Raw genomic sequence first — 18619 nt, 5'->3', positions numbered from 1 at the left:
ACCTATATGCTCTTTTCGGTAGTTTCTTCGATCTTACCGTTGGAATGAATTTCGTTTTCTATTTGGTGATGATTTGTTTGCATGTGTCTTTCCTGATCTTGTTCCTTGATCGCTCTTTCCACTTCCTCTTTGGTCACATGTCCACCAGTGGCCAACCATTTGGAGCCCACCTTGAATCTATTGCTAAATGCTAGAAAAAGAGGCAGCATCAATAAGGTGAGAAGCGTGGCAAAACCAATACCGTATGCAATTGAAATCGCCATAGGCTTTAAAAACTGTGCCTGCCTGCTCTTTTCCAAAAGCAAAGGTGCCAATCCTGCAATGGTAGTAATAGATGTTAAAAAGATGGCCCTAAACCTAGATTTACCTGCTTCAAAAATAGCATCATCGAATTTCATTCCACCCCTTAGGTTAGAATTGAACTTGCCTATGAGCACCAATCCATCATTCACCATAATCCCTATCAAGGCAATAATACCCAACATAGATAGAATATTAATTGGAAAATCATGCAGCCAGTGTCCCCACGCTACTGCAGTTAAACTAAAGGGCACCAACAAGATGAGCAACAGGGGTTGGCTAAAGCTCCTAAAAGTAAAAGCAATAACTATGTATATCAACAACAGCACGGTTAACCCAACGGATTTTAATGAACCCAATAATTTCCCGGCCTCCCTATTCTGGCCCTCATAAGAGGCAGTTACGGTTGGATATTTTGATTGTATCTCTGGCATGACCTGCGTTCGGATATCCGTCATAATATCGGTGGCGCTGGTAGCCTTATCATCCTTTAGATCGGCGGATATTTGAATTTCCCTTCTTCCATCCAAATGGTTGATGGCCACATCCCCTCTTTCTATGGTGTATGTAGCTATTTCCTTCAAGGGGACTTTATTGCCAGAAGGGGTAGTAATTCGCATTTCATCAAGGTCCGTAATGGACGATCTATCCTGACGGTCATAACGCACCCATACTCGGATCTCATCCTGTCCTCTTTGGAAACGTTGTGCTTGTGTGCCAAAAAATCCAGCCCTAACCTGATTCATGATGGTCCTTAAATCCAATCCCAACAAATAGGCATTTTCCTTAAGTTCCAATCGTATCTCCTTAATCCCGGCAGGATCATTATCGGCAACGTCCTTTAGGAGCGCATTGTTCTCCAAGGCTGCTTTCAATTCTTTCTTGGCGGCCTTTAGTTCCTGAATATTATTTCCCATTAGGGAAACCGAAACGGGGTCTCCACCAAAATTTCCTCCAGACCCATAAATCAAACTTTCAACACCCAATACAGGTCCCACTAGTTCCTGCAACCTACTAGTGACGAGATTGGAAGCTATTTCATCCGGTCTTTCCTCTCCCGGCAATAAATTGATGACGAGGGAGGCGGCGGAAGAACCTGGTCCCACGGTCCTGATCATATTTTCAAAAAGTACTTTATCGGTTCCTTTTAAATAGATTTCCGTTAGCTCTTGGTTCACTATTTCAGCCTTTTCTTCGATCATGCTAATAATGGAATCCGTGATCTTTTCATTGGTACCGTTGGGCATTAACAAGGAAACCTGAACCCTGTCACTGGCAATTGAGGGAAAAAAAGCGGTCCTTATAATCCCACCACCCACAGATCCTAGGGTAAGCACCAATGCCATTATAAAAAATGAAAACGTTAATATTTTATGTTTTAGAGTAAATCGCAGTGAAGGCCCATAAACATTGTCACGCATCCAGACCATCATCTTATCTCCGTATTCATTGATCACCCGCAACTTCGAAAAGACTTTGGCAATGCCCTTTTTGGGTTTCTTGTCCAAAGGTTGTAAGGCTTTTGAATGAGCTAAATGCGCGGGTAAAATAATCAAGGCCTCTACCAAAGATACCACTAGGGTAAGAATGACAATTACCGATACCTCACTAAAAAACTCCCCAATACGCCCATCTAAAAACAAGAATATGGAAAAGGCAAGGATGGTAGTTATAATGGCAGAAACTATGGGCGGTATTACCTCCATTGTTCCATCTATGGCCGCTTGAATAGGAGTTTTTCCCCTCTCGTAGTGTTGGTAGATGTTTTCGGCAATCACAATACCATCATCCACCAGGATACCAATTACGATAATCATTCCGAATAACGAAAGTACGTTTATGGTTACATCGAAGAAGCCCGCAAAAATGAACATTCCCAAAAAGGAAATAGGAAGACCAAAGGCCACCCAAAAAGCGAGTCTTGTGTTCAAGAATAAGGAAAGGAAAATGAGGACCAAAATCATCCCCATAATGGCATTTTCGGTCAATAGTTCTGTCCTTTGTGTCAGGGTAACCGATTGGTCACTGACAACATTGGCTTGTACGTTATTGTATTTATGGTTAAATTCCTCTACGTAGTCCTTCACCAATTCGGCCGCAGAAATTAAATCTTCGGTATTGGTACTGGTAATACTCACATTTACAGCCAGATTTCCATTGAAATAAGACGTATTAGGTGTTTCAGAGAAACGGTCCCTAATGACAGCGACATCCTTTAACCTTACGGTCTGACCCGATGCATCGGCCCGAACTATGAGATTGGAGAGTTCATCTCCATAATAAGATCTATTATTGGCCCTTATAAGATACTCTTCTGCATCTGTCTTTATATTACCACCTGTTACCAAAATATTGGCATTGGCAACCGCCTGGGAAACATCATTGAACGACAGGTTGTAGGCAAGAAGACTGTTCTCATTAACCGCAATTTCAATCTCCTCTTGTGGATATCCGGAAATATTGATCTGGGATATGCCCTCCATAGTTCGGATATCGTTCTCTATCTGCCTTCCAATTTGTTTTAAGGTGGCCAGAGGCACATTATCGCCACTAACGGAAAAACTGATAGTCTGCCTTACAGCTTCAAGTTTGGAAACGACCAAAGGCTCCATACCTGTTGGAAACGAAGGCACCCTATCCACGGCATTTTTAACCTCGAGCAGCATAAAATCAATATCCCTTCCCTTCTCTATCTCTACATTGATGGTACCGCTATTTTCCCTAGAGGTGGATGTTACCCTATCCACTCCTTCCAATCCCTTAAGGTTGTCCTCAATTTTCAGAACGATACCTTCCTCCACCTCTTGTGGTGAAGCACCGGGATAGGCTATATTAATGGCGATGTTCTTGGAATCCGATAATGGAAAAAAGGACGACTTTAAAGAAAGTGCCCCTGCAATTCCAAATACCACGAAGGCAAGTATAAATACGCTTACCGCTACATGGTACTTTATAAAATATGCTATAAGACCCCTCATTATTCTTCTGTTTTAGCCATGTCCTTCAATACTTTCACCAACATTCCTGCATAAGCTCCTATAACAGGCTTGGACAAAATGGTCGTCCCATTGGGCACTTCTTTCAACACCACCTTTTTATCACTGAAAAATATGGGTTCAACATCTATCATATCCAAGATAGAGTCCCTGACCACAAAGATTTTATCCCCTTCCAATAATAGGCCTCTATCTATTTCAATCGCTTCTGCCTCTTCCTTGGTGTTCAAATTAGCCTGCAGGTACATCCCTTCCTTTAAATCGGGATTGCGTACTTCTATAAATGCGCGAATGGTTTGGGAAAGCTGATCTATATTACCATTGATCCTGGCTACCTTCCCCATATATTTCTTACTGTTATCCAAGTTCACTAATTCTACCTGTTCTCCCAATTTTAAAAGATCACTGTAGCTTTTACTTACGGCAACCTCCAATTCATAAACACTGGTATCAATAAATTCCCCCAGTTTTTGTCCGGAACGCACCAAAGTACCTTCAGTGACCAAAGCATCGGTCACTACCCCGCTAAAGGGAGCTGTAATCCTATATTTGGAAAGGCGTTGTTCCTGGTTTTTTACGTTATAGTAATTTGTGAGTATGCCTCTACCGGAAATAAAATAGCGTTCCTTTTCAGAATCCATTGTTGGTAATGGAGGTGTAGTATTCTGGATGTCAAAATTTCTAAGATAGGCTTCCCATTTAGGAAAAACTTCTGGATAATCTAACCGAAGATCCGGCATGATGGACGTAATCAAATTATACAGATTGCTTTTGGAGGATTGTACACTGGCATTATACTCTTCGGCGTCAATACTTATTATAGTCTGTCCTGCACTGTACTTTTGTCCTGGTTTGAAAAGAACACTTCCGGGTTTAAAAACCCCTTGGACTTCGGAATAAAGTTCAACCCTTCTTTTGGCCATTAAGTTACCATTGGCAGAAATTACAATGGGTACTATCCCATTTTCCACGGTTTGAACAAATACGGTTTTTACGACTTTTTTGGGAATTGGTTTCTGTGTGTTCTTATTGGCGATAATTACTGAGGCAGCATAAAATGAAACTGCAATTAGAAGTAATCCAAGTACGGACAGCACTATTTTTCTTGTATCCATTAAGTTAAGGCTATGAGATAATTGTTGTATAGACAACAAAAGTACCCTATAGTTTAAGCCTACTTAGTTAAAAAAATCCTAAAAAGCTGAATTTTAGGGCATAAAAAAAGGATGCTCAAAGCACCCTTTTTAACCAAACTAACTAAAATTATAATCAACTATTCATTCTCGTCTTCAAATTTTGTATCGGCCATTCTTGTATTGTTGAAATCGACCGTTTTAAATTTGGTGTTTATATTTCCTTTGTCATAATCGAAAACCAAAAATTCATTGGAATTCATCATTTCTAAATTTTTGAAGGAATTAAATCTGTTGTTCTGTATTTGAAAAATCTGAAGACTGGCCAATTGACCAAATTCCATTGGGATTTCTCCGCCAAGTTCATTGTTGGCCAAAACCAACTCTTTTAACTTTACCAAGTTCCCTAATTCTGAAGGGATAGACCCGTCCAATGTATTTTCAAAAAGGCCCAATACTTCTAATTTGGCCAAATTGCCCAAGGAAGTTGGGATAGCACCTTTTAGGTTATTACTGGAGATGTTCAATACCTTAAGGTTTGTAATTTCTCCTATACTCTCAGGAATGCTTCCAGAAATGAAATTATTGAAAACGGTAAGTTCTTCCAATTTCTTCATTTTTCCCATATCCATAGGAAGTTCTCCTTTGATACGGTTCATTTCCAAGCGCAACACCTTTAGTTCATTTAGCTGAACCATGGTCTTGGGTATTTCACCACTAATCCCGTTAAATGCCAAATTTAATTGCACTAAGTGACTTAGCTTTCCAATACTCTCAGGAAGTACTCCTTGCAAGTTATTGCGGAACAAATTAATTTCTACGACCTTGTCATTGACCACTTTTACCCCATACCATTCAGAAACTGGTTGGTTAAGGTCCCAAGTCTTGGTCCATTCATCACCATTGGTGCTGTTATACAGGGCCACCAAAGCTTCCCTATCATCTTGGCGAACTTCAGCAAAGACAACCGAGTGGGATGCCAATGCAAAAATCCCCAATAATAGGAAACTCGTTAAACTGCAAACTTCTTTTTTTAACATCATAATCTAAATGTTTTAGTTGCTATCATCTTCGAACTTGGTATCCGCCGTACCTGTGGCACTATGGATGAACAAATCCTTAAAATCATTAATTTTATATCTATCTGCCTCTTCATCAATATCCAATAGGGCCAATTGTGTATGTCCCTGACGAATACCAGTAGCAGTTACGTCTTCAAAATTATTATTCTGCATCTGTAATAATTGCAGTTTGGGCATTGAAAAAATGAGTTCCGGAAAACTACCGGACAAATTATTCTCTGCCAACGTCATTGCTTTCAAATTTAAAAGTTCGGCCATCCCATTGGGCACCTCACCTTCTATTTCATTATCTGCAAGTTCCAATCTTTCAAGAGATTCTAAATTCCCCAGTTCCATTGGTATCTTACCACTAAATGAATTGTAAGAAAGATATAACATCTTTAAATCCTTCATCTTTCCAATACTAGCAGGCAAATTACCAGATAGCCCGTTATCGAACATATCCATGATTGCTAGGCGATCCAGATTCCCAATATCCTCGGGAATCTCACCTTCCAATTTGTTTTTACCCAACCTTAGCACCTTTAATTTTCTTAGTTTGGTGATGGTTTCCGGTATTTGTCCATGTAAGGTATTAAAGGCCAAATTCAACTCTTCAAGAAAAGGTAGGTTGCCCAGGGATGTTGGCAAGATTCCTTGAAGGTTGTTGTTGAACAAATTCAAAGAAACAATTTTACCATTTTCCACTCGTACACCATACCACTTGGAAACAGGGGTATTCAAATCCCATGTCACCTTCCATTGAGCTCCTTTTGTACTGGTATATAAATCTATAAGAACTTTTTTTTCCTGGGAACTAACATTGGCCCTTACTAAAGGCCCGGATAACATAAATACAATTAAAACAAAAAATGCCTGTTTCATGTAGTTTTCACTTTATTGTGCGTCAAACTGTTGTAGCTCAACATTCCTAGGAATTATCTTACAAATAAAGTTCAAAAGAAGACTAACAACAAAAATAATCGATGTAGGACAGGTGCCCTATCGATATTTGTTGTGAAAGTGCCGAAAGTTGTGGTGTAGCTTTATAAATTTTGTAGGGGATTAGGACTTTTCTGTCATTTCCTCCAATTCCATGGTTATTTCTTCCCAGACATCCATCAACTTTTTTAGCTCCTTTTTCTTATTCTCATAGGAATCAAAAAAGTTCTTTTGGGCTATAGTGGCGTCATAGTTCATGAGAAGTTCATGGTCGATATTGGCAATTTCCTTTTCGAGCACTCCAATGGAGCTTTCGGCATTGCTCAACTTGTTTTTAAGGGACTTTATTTTTTTCTGGTCCTCAAAGGTCACCTCATTATCCTTATTTTTCTCTTTGGTCTTTACAGCCTGTTGCTTTTTCTCAATGGCCCTAAAATCCTGAACTTTTCGTTCTTCCAGATAAAAATCGATATCTCCGAGGTACTCCCTGATGTTCCCGTCTTTAAATTCATATACATTGCTCGTTAGGCCCTGTAAGAAATCCCTATCGTGGGAAACCAAAATAAGGGTGCCTTCAAAACTCTGAAGTGCTTGTTTAAGCACATTCTTGGATTTTATATCCAGGTGGTTCGTAGGCTCATCCATTACAAGCACATTAAAGGGCTGTAATAACATTTTGGCTAGCGCCAATCTGTTGCGTTCTCCTCCGGACAATACCCTAACGTATTTATCTGCCTCATCTCCCCTAAATAAAAAGGATCCAAGTATATCCCTCACCTTGCTTCTATTGGTTTCGTTAGCGGCATCTATCATTGTATCCAATACGGTCTTGCTCCCATCTAGATACTCCGCCTGGTTTTGGGCAAAATATCCGATCTGCACATTGTGACCCAATTTTAGATGACCCTCATGATCCAAATCCCCGACCATTATTTTTGCCAAGGTAGATTTCCCCTGTCCGTTCTGACCAACAAATGCAGTTTTGCTCCCTCTTTCTACCAAAAGGTCGATCTCCTTTAGCACATCGTTCTTCCCGTAGCTTTTGGATAAATTTTCTATTTCTACGACTACTTTTCCAGGAGTTACAGAAACCGGAAAACGCAATTTCATCACGCTATTATCATCCTCATCTACCTCAATACGTTCAATCTTGTCCAATTTTTTGATGAGCGATTGTGCCATGGAAGCCTTAGAGGCTTTGGCCCTAAACTTTTCGATCAACTTTTCGGTCTGCTGTATCTGTTTTTCCTGGTTCTTTTGGGCACTCACCTGCTGGTCGCTGATTTCTTTTCTCAAGACCAGATATTCAGAATAGGGTTTGCTGTAATCATAGATACGCCCCAAAGAGATCTCAATGGTCCTATTGGTGACATTATCCAAGAACATCTTATCGTGGGAAACGATTACCACGGCACCCGTATAATTTCTTAAAAATTGTTCCAACCAGATGATGGACTCAATGTCCAAGTGGTTGGTAGGCTCATCCAGAAGCAGCACATCATTGTTTTGAAGCAAAAGCTTGGCCAACTCTATACGCATTCGCCATCCCCCTGAAAAAGTTTCGGTCTTCTTATTAAAATCCTCTCTTTTAAAACCAAGACCTTGGAGTACTTTCTCTGTCTCCCCTTGGTAATTGTACCCTCCTAAAATTTCATAGTGGTGGGTAATATCATTGAGATCTATGATCAACTGGTTGTATCCTTCACTTTCATAATCGGTGCGTTCCACCAATTGATGGTTAATGGTATCCAATTGAAGTTCCAAATCCTTGATTTCCTTGAAGGCCTGTTGGGCCTCCTCCAAGACGGACCTTCCAAGTTCAAAATCTATATCCTGTTTAAGAAATCCAATTCTGATATCTTTATCCGAAGCAATAACACCAGTATCTGGTTCCAATTCCTTGGACAGTAATTTTAGCATGGTGGATTTACCCGCTCCATTTTTTCCAATAAGTCCTACCCTATCTCCCGCATTTAATCTAAAAGCTATTTCTTCAAACAAATATTCCCCAGCAAATGAAACAGAAAGATTATGTATATTCAGCATGTTTTGTGACTCTTGTTACTTTATGAAAATCAATAAATTGTACCTTTGTACAAATTTTATGCAAATGTTAAAAAAAGGAAACAAACTCTACAGCATTTTAACAGGAAGTTGCCCTAAGTGCCATCAAGAAAGCATGTATTTGGACCAAAACCCCTATCATTTAGGTAATATCCTCAAAATGAACGAGCGTTGTTCACATTGTAACACCAAATACAAAATTGAACCTTCCTTTTTTTATGGGGCTATGTATGTGAGTTATGGAGTAGGAATAGCCTTTGCCGTAGCTGCCTTTGTAATTGCATTTTTAATCGTTGGGACTACCTTGGTCAATACCTTTATTGCTATTGTGGCCACAATGATTGTTTTTATGCCGGTGATCATGAGATTGTCCAGAAATATTTGGATTAACCTATTTATGAAATACGATCCCGACGCCGTTAGGAATTAACCAGATAATATTTTTTGGTAAATCGTTCTATATCGATCTCCTTGGCAAGGGAGATTCCATTTTCAATATAATTAAAAAGATCCAATGCCAATTTTGGTCCGGTCATTACTCCTCTGGATCCAAACCCGTTCAGCACATATAGGGCCTCTTTTTCCGGATGCCTCCCAACCAAAGGTCTTCTATCTACTACTGTCGGCCTTATTCCGGCAACATGATCCACTACCTCATAATCGCATTTTAAAAAAGTATTGAGCTTTTCCAAAAGTTCCGCTTTGGACTCATCAGTGGGCAAATTGGTTTTATCCTTCCATTTGTACGTGGCCCCAACCCGGTAAAGATCATTGCCTAATGGAATGATGAACACTGAGGATTTAATAACCTTATCTTCCTTTAATCCTGGAGCTTTTATGGTCAACAACTCGCCTTTGGTACCATTCAGGGGCAGATAGTTGAAGTAGGGATTGGAGCTTTGTCCATACCCAGTGGCAAAAACAACATTTTTGGCTATAACTCCCTTATAACTAACTTGGTTTTTTTCAAAAACCAATTGATCAAACATCAAGGTTTCCTGTAAGATCAGATCTTTTTCCACCAAGTAGTTTTTATAGACTTGAAGTAATTTTTTGGTCGCTATTCGGCCTGTATGCAATACTTCGCCATATCCAAAGGGAGCATCAATGGCGCTGTTCTTATTGGCCAGGATCTTTGTAGATAAAAAGTGGGCCATTTGTGGCTTATCCGCTGCTTCGAACCACATATTCTGTTCCTCAATGGATGCGAACCGCCTTAATACGGGCAGTTTATAATCTAACTTGGTCTGTAGCTTTTGCTCCAGTTTTTGGTAAAAAGGGATGGCCATGTCCAATTGTGCCTTGGCATCCCATGCCAGGGTAAATCGTTTAAGGATAACAGGATTGTACAAGCCCCCAGCCACATTGGAAGAAGTTTGGGAATCATCTGAAATCACCTTAAAGGATTTATTGTGTTGTTCCAAAACCTCACAAAACGAAATTCCCGCCAATCCTAAACCTACCACCAAGTAATCTACCATATTGCAAAAATAAAAAAACGCCGCATGTAAAATGCAGCGTTTTTCTAATATGTATTGAATTGGAGTTTTATTTATGAACCTAATAGGCCCACATATCTTGTTCCCTGTCCCTTATCACCTCTTTTATACGTTGGGCTTCCAGAACTTGGAATAAAGCGTTGTCCGCTATGTAATCTTTAATCTCACGGTCTCCGTGAACATTATCCTCTTTATAAATTGTGGCATTGAACCTACGGGCATTGAGCAACATATCAAAAGATATGGGCTGTGCCGTATTTCTTTGGTTGAATACTTTTGCCTCGTGAAGAATTTCTCTGGCACTTGGGTACCATACCCAAAACAAAGGCACTTTGGCTTCGGCAAGGTCCATGGACTCATCGTCAATAAAGTTAACATCGGGTGCAACGGGTGCAATTCCCAACAAACGATATTTCAATTCCCCTTGACGCTTGTCAAAATACCAAATTCCTTTGATAAGATATTCTTCAAGATCGGCAGCGGTAAGATCTCTCCTATTGATGTATTCCTGGGAAATTTGCTCCCCAGCATTCAACTGCTCGTATCCATAATCCGTGGTATCCACTTTTTGAAGGGTCGCCTGAAGATCATCAAGAGTCCTTTTTTCAGTGAAATACGCATCGGCATAAATATCCTTAAGCTTCCCACTCTTAATGTTCTTCATCAGAACATCGTACAATGATCTTCTATCAGAACCAATACCAATGGTATCCAAAGGATAGTACAATGGAAAGTTGACACGCTCATCCAAATCAATGACTTCCCAAACGGTTTTGGACCAAAGGATATCCCTATCATCCACATAACCATATTTCAATGGGGCATCATTATCATTCGCTTTTTGCGCGGCTGTCTTCTTACCTACCTCATCGGGCATTTTGGCATTCAGAATATTTGCCTGGGCCATCATTGAGATTGGCAATAGTGCAACAGCTCCGATTAATAAAACATTCTTCCAATTCATTTCTTCTTATTTATATATTTATTACACCTTACATGTAATTTGTCCTTTAGTGGTATACTGTTATACATATACTAACAACATACCACTCCCGGACTCTTTTTTAAATTTACTAGTTTGTAAGCTCTACAACTACAGGAGAAACTTTCTTAAGTTTATAACTTCTGTTGTTGGTAATATAAGCTTCAATATCAAATATTTGAACCGCATCTCCACGACCTGCTCTCTTAAGGGCAGATTTAGCTCTATCATCAAGCTTGTTTCCATTTACACTAACCGTTGGCTGACCTGGCACTTTGAATTTAAATCCGCTAACAGCAAGGTTCAAATCGAAATCAAAATCATCCAACATAGCACCTACAGTAGAGATCTCCAAGTTAGTCCTTGGCATTTTCACACTTCCGCTTTCACCTCTAATAGAACCTTCTGGTCTAGGAATATCCTTGATCCTGAATTCTGTCTTAGAACCAACCACCTGTCCATCAGGCAATTTACCTGAAGCGTTGATAGTCACTGTTCTACCCGTACCAGGATTCATAACATACTTGCTTCCGCCAGATCTAGAAAGACCAGGAGCATTTGCATTTACATTATTATCTGGAATACCAGGAATGGATATGGTAATAGGATTGGAAACCCCACGGTAAACCACATTCATTTTATCGGCAGAGATTACGGCTGCATTTGGCTTTGTAATAGTTGCAAAAGTAGAGTTTACAGGTACTTCTGTACGCTCACCATCCTGCATAAAGACCAAGTTACCTTTTAGTGTATGGTCTCCTGCACTACCGGCACTTACCAATAATTTCACTTTACCTTCTTCGATAGTATAATCAGGACCTTCTTTTAATTTTCTACCATCCAAGGTTAAATTTACCTCGTTAGGCTTTGTAGAGGCATCTTTACGACCCAAAACAATATTTCCTGTAAACTTCTCTCCTTGGTAGTAAGCAGATTTCTCCTGCTCTAACAAAGTGGTATAGTTGGTCATGGATACCTCACTGGTCAACTGACCTTGCAACATAGCCTTAAGGGCATCTTGCTCGGTAGCTTTAATATCAGCTTGTAGGGCAGTAAGCTTGGTCAATGAAGCTATCAAAGGAAACCCTTCGTAGTGATAAGCCAACCAATCAACTTTGATCCCATCCCTATTTTCTACCTTACCTTGAGCATCGCCAGTTTCAAATCTTGCCTTTACAGCATCTTTGACATCTTGCATGCTTGCAGGTAAAACGGTAGAGACCTGGTTGCGGTACTCGTTGATCCTTTTCATGAATTCTTTACCTTCCTTACCTAGGTTATCGCCCTGGAAGAATTTTTGATCTAGGTAATCTGTTTTGTCCATGACCTGATAATCCTTAGGGTCTTCAACACCCTTGACCATTTCCTTTTTAAGATTTTCCAAGTAATCAAAATACTCTTGGGACAATACCTTTATTTTCTTGGCATCTTGTAAAAGTGGGCCGAACTTTTCTTCGTTTTCGCCTGCTTTTGTTTCCAAGCCGCTCAAGAAGGCAAGGTTATTCTGTGTTGTTTTGGTATTGGACGCCTCCAACTTTTCGTTCATAAGACCGAAAGCTGCAAGTACTTCCTTACTCATATTCAAAGCCAACATACAAATGAAGACTAAGTACATAAGGTTTACCATTTTTTGACGCGGTGATTGTTTTCCTCCTGCCATGTTTTCTAATTAGGTTTTAATTAATAATTTGATTTGGGTTAACTAAGTACGCTAATTAGTTTTTACTCATTGCAGAAAGCATTCCACCATAAACTCCGTTCAAAGAAGAAAGGTTAGTAGCCAATGAAGCCATTTGCTCCTTAAGGGCACTTGAATTTTGTATTACTTCTTCGTTCATAGAAGCTTGTCTGCTTGCGCTATCCAATTGAACCTTATAAAGACTGTTCAAAGATTCCATTTGGGCTGCTGCCTGTGACATTTCGTTAGAATATTTCTTGGTAGATTCCATAGCATCCACTGTAGGGGCGATACCTTTGGCTGCACCTTCAAAATTTTTGATGCTACTTCCCAAGCTGTTCATTAACTCAGCGTCAACTCCAGCTTCTTTTAATAGATCATCTAATTTTTTAGACAAAGAAGTTTCAGCATCCTTAACCTCGGTAGATCCATTCGCTTTTCTAGCGGACAATTCACCACCAGACAATTCTGGATAAACTAAAGACCAATCGTATTCTTCCTCGATAGGTTCAAATGCACTGATCGCGAAAATTAATGCTTCAGTAATAAGTCCAACTGCCAATAATAGTCCTCCAGTAAGGGGACCGAACTCCCAGTGTAGAATTTTAAACAATGCACCAATAATTACGATAGATGCTCCAAGCCCGTAGGCCATGTTAAATAATTTTTTTGTTGATTTTGACTGTGCCATAATAGTAAATTTAATTTTAGTTTAATGTTAAATAATAAGAATTTGGTTTATTGTTAATCACTTAGTGAATTTCTTTAGTTGGTTGAATCCTGTTCTCCCATATAGTCTTGTACGGTCCTGAAACCAATATAACTACGGGCAGAATCCTGATATTCGTAATCCCTGGTACTTACCTGCAAGAAATAAGCAACATCTTTCCATGATCCTCCACGGATCACCTTTCTTCTGTTTTGAGCAGATACAGCATTAGGGTTCATTGTAGAAACAAATTCATATGAGTTTGGATCATAACTGGAATTTGTCCATTCCGCAACGTTACCTGCCATATTATAAAGGTTAAAATCGTTTGGCTCAAAAGACTTTGCCTCTACCGTATATAAAGCAGTATCCGCGGCATAATCCCCTCTCTGAGGTTTAAAGTTGGCCATAAAACATCCTGTATCACTGATTACATAAGGTCCACCCCAAGGATAGGTACCTCCTTCAATTCCACCTCTTGCTGCATATTCCCATTCGGCCTCGGTTGGCAATCTAAATTGATTCACAAATTGCTTGTTCCTGCTTTTTTGATCATCGTTTTTAAATTTGGTCCTCCAATTACAAAAGGCCTTTGCCTGTTGCCATGACACCCCAACCACAGGATAATCGCTATATGCATCATGCCAGAAATAATCATTGTGCATTGGTTCGTTATAGGAATATTCAAAATCCTTGATCCATACTGTGGTATCTGGATAGATCTCCAACATTTCCTGTCTGATGAAATCCTTTCTATTACCGGTCTTGGAACGGGCCGCAGCCTCTATGTCCATCCACTTGTAGCTGTATTTTAATTTTTTGACATCTATGATGCGTTGACCATTATAAGACTCTTCCTCTGTTAAGTACATGGAGTCTACCATGATCTCAGTATAATATTCATCTGGATAATCATTGATATCCCATACCAAATCCTGGTCTCTGTTCAAGGCCCTACCTTCATATCCTGTTTCACCCATACCCTGATAATTGTTCATCATGTATTTTTCATAGGCCGACATTCTAGTAGTATCTGCATCCTTAAATGCATAATCACCAATTCCTCCGTCTTCAGGGCCTAATCCCAACTCATCTGCAAGGATGGCCAACTTTGTTCTGGTAATGGAATCTTTCACCCAATCCACAAACTGACGGTATTCACTATTCGTAATTTCCGTATCATCCATATAAAAGGAGGTTACAGTTACGGTCTTGGTCGGTGCATTTAGGGTTTGGGCCATATCTTCTTCTGACTTACCCATGGTAAAGGCGCCCCTTGGAATCAATTCCATTCCATATGGTTTTTCCGGGTACCACTTTTTACCTTGGGCTCCAACTAATTCCCCTTTTGTTTTGGACCCACAACTTGCGAGTAAAAAAACAAATGCTATAGATAACAACAATAGCTTCTTCATACTTTAGGTTAAATTTCGATTTAAGAATGCAAACTGCAAACGCTTTTATTACTTTCTAAAACTGCTTTTTAAATAAAATATTGTATTAAAACAGTTTATACTTGAAAAAAAATTTGATTAATTAAAGCCTTTCTTATAGGCTTTAAACCACCTTTCGGGAATATTTTGATTACATGCTTCCAAATAGTCCTTTTCCGTGCATGGTAATAACGCAGGTGTGTTTGTTTTATTATGTGAAGTTAAAATTGATGGGACCTCTACCCACCACCTTTCGGTAAGATTACTTTTGTAGAATATTAAATCTTCGTCATCCGTAGGCACTATAAACTTGGTAAAGGAGTCTTTATCAAGGTATGGGGATTCTTTTATTCTAAAATTGACCCCTTCAATAAAGTACCAAATTATTTGTGACATCAGTTGGAACGACTGTACACTGTTTTCCATTTCATAAAGCCCAAAGAGGGATACTTTATCACTGATTCCCGCATATCGGGCAATGGCGCATATTTCCCTTCCAGTAAATCCATTAGGGGAAAAATTGTCGGACATGCCAATATCGGACGCTCTAATGGCTCGTGCGTCCAAGCTAACAATATCTGCATTTCTCAACACAGGTTCCGCCAGAGAAACATCAAAGGCGATTTCCCCTAACCTATAGGCATCAAAAAGCAGACGCTCCATAAGGTCTATTTCCTCTTGGGCATTAAAATAACTTTGATACCCAATATTTGAGAAATTAAAAAGATTGTTTGGCTTGTCCGTAATGATCTTGCTCATATACGAATTGGAAGATATCAGTTCTTCCGCATCCCCAAAATCGAACTTACTATCAACAGCCACAAGGTTGATCATGTTCTTAAGGCCGTCAAAGGCCCTATAGGTGGGATAGGTTATGTCTTGGGTGGCACCTATTATAATAGGAATGATATTCTCTTCGAGCAGACCTGCCACGATTTCCTTCACCACAAAATAAGAGTCCTCTACCTCTTCTCCTTGTTCCACATCGCCCAAATCAACGATGGTAGAGTTCCAATTGCCCAACATGAGTTTATACAATTGGAGGCGGAGACCTGAAATATCCAGACGCCCCATTTTCTTCTCAAAAGCATTTCTGGATTCATGCACCCCAAAGATGGCTATAGTAGCGTTGGCCAAAACCGGTAGACCTTTGCGTTCCGTGTGCTTAAAAATGTTCTTTCCCAGTGCCTGAGGTGGAAGTAATTCACAATGGGCCAAAACCTTATCCTCAATAGGAACCAAAAAATCAAATGCCATACTTATTTCTTCGCTTTAGGTTTTGCTTTTGCTTTTGTTTTTTTCTTGGGTGTCTTCTTTTCTATCAATGCCTTGGCTTCTTCCAGTTTCATTTTCGAAGCATCCACATCTTTGGAAAGTTCAACTTTGATCTTTCCTTTCAAGATATTGTGCCTGCCCCATCTAGCCTTTTCAATGCGTATTCCTTCTTCTGGCCAATCTTGGACCACTTTATCAATTTCCTTCTGTTTTTTGGCCTCTATCAGCTCAACAATATCCTCTTTGGAAAGGTTGTCGAAATCGTACTTCTTGTTCACATTGATGAACATGCCGTCCCATTTTATAAAAGGCCCAAAGCGTCCGGTTCCTTTTGTCACCTCTTTTTCTTCATACATGGCTATAGGAGCATCGGCAAGTTCTTTCTCTTGAATAAGCTCTGCCGCCCTTTCCATAGTGATATCCAAAGCGCTTTCGCCAGGTGCCATGGAAACAAATGTTTTCCCAAATTTTACATAAGGGCCAAAACGTCCAACATTGGCCTCTACTTCCTCCCCTTTATAAACTCCCAATTTCCTTGGTAATTTAAAGAGATCCATAGCCTCTTCAAAGGAAATGGTGTTCAAGGAATGTTCAGGTAACAAACTTGCAAATAATGGCTTTTCTTCGTCTTCAACGGTTCCAATCTGTACCATAGGCCCAAACCTTCCCAAGCGAACAGATACCTGTCTGCCCGATTTAGGATCCTTTCCTAGAATACGTTCCCCGCTCGCGCGATCTGCATTTTCTTCAACATCTATCACATTGGGATGGAAATCCTTGTAGAAATTGCTCATCACCTTTTGCCAATCCTCATCCCCGGATGCAATCTCATCAAAATCTTCTTCCACCTTGGCGGTAAAGTTATAATCCAAAATATTGGCAAAATGGTCCACCAAGAAATCGGTGACAATCATACCTATATCTGTAGGTACTAACTTCCCTTTATCCGAACCTACTTTTTCTGTCAGTTCTTTGGACGCTAACTTATCGCCTTTAAGCACCAATTGCATATAGTTTCTCTCCGTGCCTTCAATGGTGCCTTTTTCTACATACCCCCTATTTTGTATGGTGGATATGGTTGGGGCATAGGTAGATGGTCTTCCAATCCCTAATTCTTCCAACTTTTTAACCAAAGAAGCTTCACTGTACCTATAAGGTGCTCTCGAAAATCGTTCCGTAGCCGATATATTGGTATTTTTTAGAGCCTCCCCTTCTTTCATTGCCGGTAGCATTCCGTCTTGCTCCTCAGCCATATCCTCATCGTCAATGCCTTCCATATATACTTTAAGGAAACCATCGAACTTGATCACCTCTCCGTTGGCACTGAACTCATCTTTATGGGTACTGGCACTGATCTTTACATTGGTACGTTCCAACTGGGCATCACTCATTTGAGAGGCCAGGGTACGTTTCCAGATCAGATCATATAGTTTTGATTGGTCACGCTCCAAGGAAGGTGACTGTATTTTCATATCCGTTGGGCGAATCGCCTCATGGGCCTCTTGTGCCCCTTTGCTCTTGCCCGTAAAGTTTCTTACCGTACTGTATTCCTTACCGTAATTACTGATAATGGCCTCCTTGGCTTCCGCCAATGCCTCTTTGGAAAGGTTCACACTATCCGTTCTCATATAGGTAATCAATCCCGCCTCGTATAAACGCTGCGCTACCTGCATGGTCTTGCCTACGGAAAAATAGATCTTCCTGGAAGCTTCCTGCTGTAAGGTAGATGTGGTAAAAGGAGCTGCCGGAGATTTTTTGGCAGGCTTTTTATCTAGGTTGGCGACAGAAAAATTGGCGCCAATATTTTGTTTTAGAAATGCTTCTGCTTCTTCTTGCGATGAAAATGTCTTATTCATTTTCGCAGAAAAGGCGGCACCTTCTTTAGTTTTAAAAACTGCGGAGATCTTAAAGGACGCTTCTGGGGAAAAGCCTTCAATGTCCCTTTCGCGTTCCACGATCAATCTTACGGCAACAGATTGCACCCTTCCAGCTGATAGTCCTGGCTTAATTTTTTTCCAAAGTACAGGAGAAAGCTCGTAACCTACCAACCTATCCAATACTCTTCTGGCCTGTTGGGCATTGACCAAATTATAATTTATCTCACGTGGATTCTCAATAGCCCGTTGAATTGCGGCTTTGGTAATGGAGTTAAAAACAATTCTTTTGGTCTTGGCCTTGTCCAGATTCAATTCCTCTGCCAAATGCCATGATATGGCTTCTCCCTCTCTATCTTCATCACTGGCCAACCAAATGGTATCTGCTTTTTGGGCTAGGTCCTTTAGTTTTTTTACGAGTGCCTTTTTATCGCTGTCAACTATATATTTTGGTTTAAAACCATTTTCCACGTCAACTCCCAACTCTTTAGAGGGCAGATCGGCAATATGCCCAAAACTGGACTCTACCTTATAATCTTTCCCTAAAAATTTCTCTATCGTTTTTGCTTTAGCAGGCGACTCTACAATTACTAAATTCTTTGCCATTCAATCTTTTTTGTTGTCACAAAAGTATATCAATTTTTTTATTTAATGCTTTATCCCATCATCACAT

At 40.0% G+C, this 18619-nt stretch carries 13 protein-coding genes; 1 reads left to right on the top strand and 12 read right to left on the bottom strand.

Annotation, left to right across the window (positions count from 1 at the left end; genetic code table 11):
- Window positions 1-2 precede the first annotated feature (2 nt).
- The 5 genes from ABXZ32_RS13930 to ABXZ32_RS13910 form a co-directional block, all read right to left on the bottom strand.
- Window positions 3-3278 (bottom strand): efflux RND transporter permease subunit, encoded by a 3276-nt coding sequence (locus ABXZ32_RS13930; RefSeq protein ID WP_354619301.1) that lies wholly within the window; start codon window positions 3276-3278, stop codon window positions 3-5.
- A complete protein-coding gene (locus tag ABXZ32_RS13925; protein WP_354619300.1) occupies window positions 3278-4411 on the bottom strand; it encodes an efflux RND transporter periplasmic adaptor subunit in 1134 nt (377 codons plus the stop codon). Before ABXZ32_RS13925 ends, ABXZ32_RS13930 begins: the two co-directional genes overlap by 1 nt.
- 158 nt (window positions 4412-4569) lie before the next feature.
- A complete protein-coding gene (locus ABXZ32_RS13920) occupies window positions 4570-5472 on the bottom strand; it encodes a leucine-rich repeat domain-containing protein (RefSeq protein WP_354619299.1) in 903 nt (300 codons plus the stop codon).
- Window positions 5473-5484: 12 nt separating this feature from the next.
- Window positions 5485-6375 carry a leucine-rich repeat domain-containing protein gene (locus tag ABXZ32_RS13915; RefSeq protein ID WP_354619298.1) on the bottom strand — a complete coding sequence of 297 codons (891 nt, stop codon included), beginning with the start codon at window positions 6373-6375 and terminating at the stop codon, window positions 5485-5487.
- Between the two features lie 180 nt (window positions 6376-6555).
- A complete protein-coding gene (locus ABXZ32_RS13910; protein ID WP_354619297.1) occupies window positions 6556-8478 on the bottom strand; it encodes an ABC-F family ATP-binding cassette domain-containing protein in 1923 nt (640 codons plus the stop codon).
- 64 nt (window positions 8479-8542) lie between these two features.
- On the opposite strand from ABXZ32_RS13910, the gene ABXZ32_RS13905 reads away from it, so the two are divergent.
- Window positions 8543-8926, top strand: coding sequence for a DUF983 domain-containing protein (locus tag ABXZ32_RS13905; protein ID WP_354619296.1), 384 nt, complete (start codon window positions 8543-8545; stop codon window positions 8924-8926).
- Here ABXZ32_RS13905 and ABXZ32_RS13900 read toward each other — a convergent pair.
- The 7 genes from ABXZ32_RS13900 to topA all read right to left on the bottom strand — a co-directional run bounded on the left by ABXZ32_RS13900 (window position 8916) and on the right by topA (window position 18552).
- Window positions 8916-9977 (bottom strand): NAD(P)/FAD-dependent oxidoreductase, encoded by a 1062-nt coding sequence (locus ABXZ32_RS13900; RefSeq protein WP_354619295.1) that lies wholly within the window; start codon window positions 9975-9977, stop codon window positions 8916-8918. The genes ABXZ32_RS13905 and ABXZ32_RS13900 overlap by 11 nt on opposite strands.
- Window positions 9978-10056: 79 nt before the next feature.
- The gene (gene porN, locus ABXZ32_RS13895) at window positions 10057-10959 is read right to left on the bottom strand and encodes a type IX secretion system ring subunit PorN/GldN (protein WP_354619294.1); all 903 of its coding nucleotides are present in this window, start codon (window positions 10957-10959) and stop codon (window positions 10057-10059) included.
- 109 nt (window positions 10960-11068) lie between these two features.
- The gene (gene porM / locus ABXZ32_RS13890) at window positions 11069-12637 is read right to left on the bottom strand and encodes a type IX secretion system motor protein PorM/GldM (protein ID WP_354619293.1); all 1569 of its coding nucleotides are present in this window, start codon (window positions 12635-12637) and stop codon (window positions 11069-11071) included.
- A 55-nt stretch (window positions 12638-12692) separates the two neighbouring features.
- Window positions 12693-13346 carry a type IX secretion system motor protein PorL/GldL gene (gene porL / locus ABXZ32_RS13885; protein ID WP_354619292.1) on the bottom strand — a complete coding sequence of 218 codons (654 nt, stop codon included), beginning with the start codon at window positions 13344-13346 and terminating at the stop codon, window positions 12693-12695.
- A 74-nt stretch (window positions 13347-13420) separates the two neighbouring features.
- A complete protein-coding gene (porK, locus tag ABXZ32_RS13880; RefSeq protein WP_354619291.1) occupies window positions 13421-14779 on the bottom strand; it encodes a T9SS ring complex lipoprotein PorK/GldK in 1359 nt (452 codons plus the stop codon).
- Between the two features lie 117 nt (window positions 14780-14896).
- Window positions 14897-16054 carry a formimidoylglutamase gene (locus tag ABXZ32_RS13875; RefSeq protein WP_354619290.1) on the bottom strand — a complete coding sequence of 386 codons (1158 nt, stop codon included), beginning with the start codon at window positions 16052-16054 and terminating at the stop codon, window positions 14897-14899.
- A gap of 2 nt (window positions 16055-16056) precedes the next feature.
- Complete coding sequence (topA, locus tag ABXZ32_RS13870; RefSeq protein WP_354619289.1) at window positions 16057-18552, bottom strand: type I DNA topoisomerase; 2496 nt, start codon at window positions 18550-18552, stop codon at window positions 16057-16059.
- Window positions 18553-18619: the final 67 nt, after the last annotated feature.

Source organism: Sediminicola luteus, from assembly GCF_040566555.1.
Taxonomy (GTDB): Bacteria; Bacteroidota; Bacteroidia; order Flavobacteriales; family Flavobacteriaceae; genus Sediminicola.
The sequence above is the reverse complement of the archived record's forward strand: the minus strand, read 5'-3'. Positions and strand labels throughout refer to the sequence as shown.

Excerpts from the sequence above, each read along its gene's own strand:
- ABXZ32_RS13905 (WP_354619296.1), top strand. The coding sequence starts at position 8,543 with ATGTTAAAAAAAGGAAACAAACTCTACAGCATTTTAACAGGAAGTTGC.
- ABXZ32_RS13930 (WP_354619301.1), bottom strand. The coding sequence starts at position 3,278 with ATGAGGGGTCTTATAGCATATTTTATAAAGTACCATGTAGCGGTAAGC.
- porM (WP_354619293.1), bottom strand. The coding sequence starts at position 12,637 with ATGGCAGGAGGAAAACAATCACCGCGTCAAAAAATGGTAAACCTTATG.
- topA (WP_354619289.1), bottom strand. The coding sequence starts at position 18,552 with ATGGCAAAGAATTTAGTAATTGTAGAGTCGCCTGCTAAAGCAAAAACG.
- ABXZ32_RS13875 (WP_354619290.1), bottom strand. The coding sequence starts at position 16,054 with ATGGCATTTGATTTTTTGGTTCCTATTGAGGATAAGGTTTTGGCCCAT.
- porN (WP_354619294.1), bottom strand. The coding sequence starts at position 10,959 with ATGAATTGGAAGAATGTTTTATTAATCGGAGCTGTTGCACTATTGCCA.
- porK (WP_354619291.1), bottom strand. The coding sequence starts at position 14,779 with ATGAAGAAGCTATTGTTGTTATCTATAGCATTTGTTTTTTTACTCGCA.
- porL (WP_354619292.1), bottom strand. The coding sequence starts at position 13,346 with ATGGCACAGTCAAAATCAACAAAAAAATTATTTAACATGGCCTACGGG.
- ABXZ32_RS13900 (WP_354619295.1), bottom strand. The coding sequence starts at position 9,977 with ATGGTAGATTACTTGGTGGTAGGTTTAGGATTGGCGGGAATTTCGTTT.
- ABXZ32_RS13925 (WP_354619300.1), bottom strand. The coding sequence starts at position 4,411 with ATGGATACAAGAAAAATAGTGCTGTCCGTACTTGGATTACTTCTAATT.
- ABXZ32_RS13920 (WP_354619299.1), bottom strand. The coding sequence starts at position 5,472 with ATGATGTTAAAAAAAGAAGTTTGCAGTTTAACGAGTTTCCTATTATTG.
- ABXZ32_RS13915 (WP_354619298.1), bottom strand. The coding sequence starts at position 6,375 with ATGAAACAGGCATTTTTTGTTTTAATTGTATTTATGTTATCCGGGCCT.
- ABXZ32_RS13910 (WP_354619297.1), bottom strand. The coding sequence starts at position 8,478 with ATGCTGAATATACATAATCTTTCTGTTTCATTTGCTGGGGAATATTTG.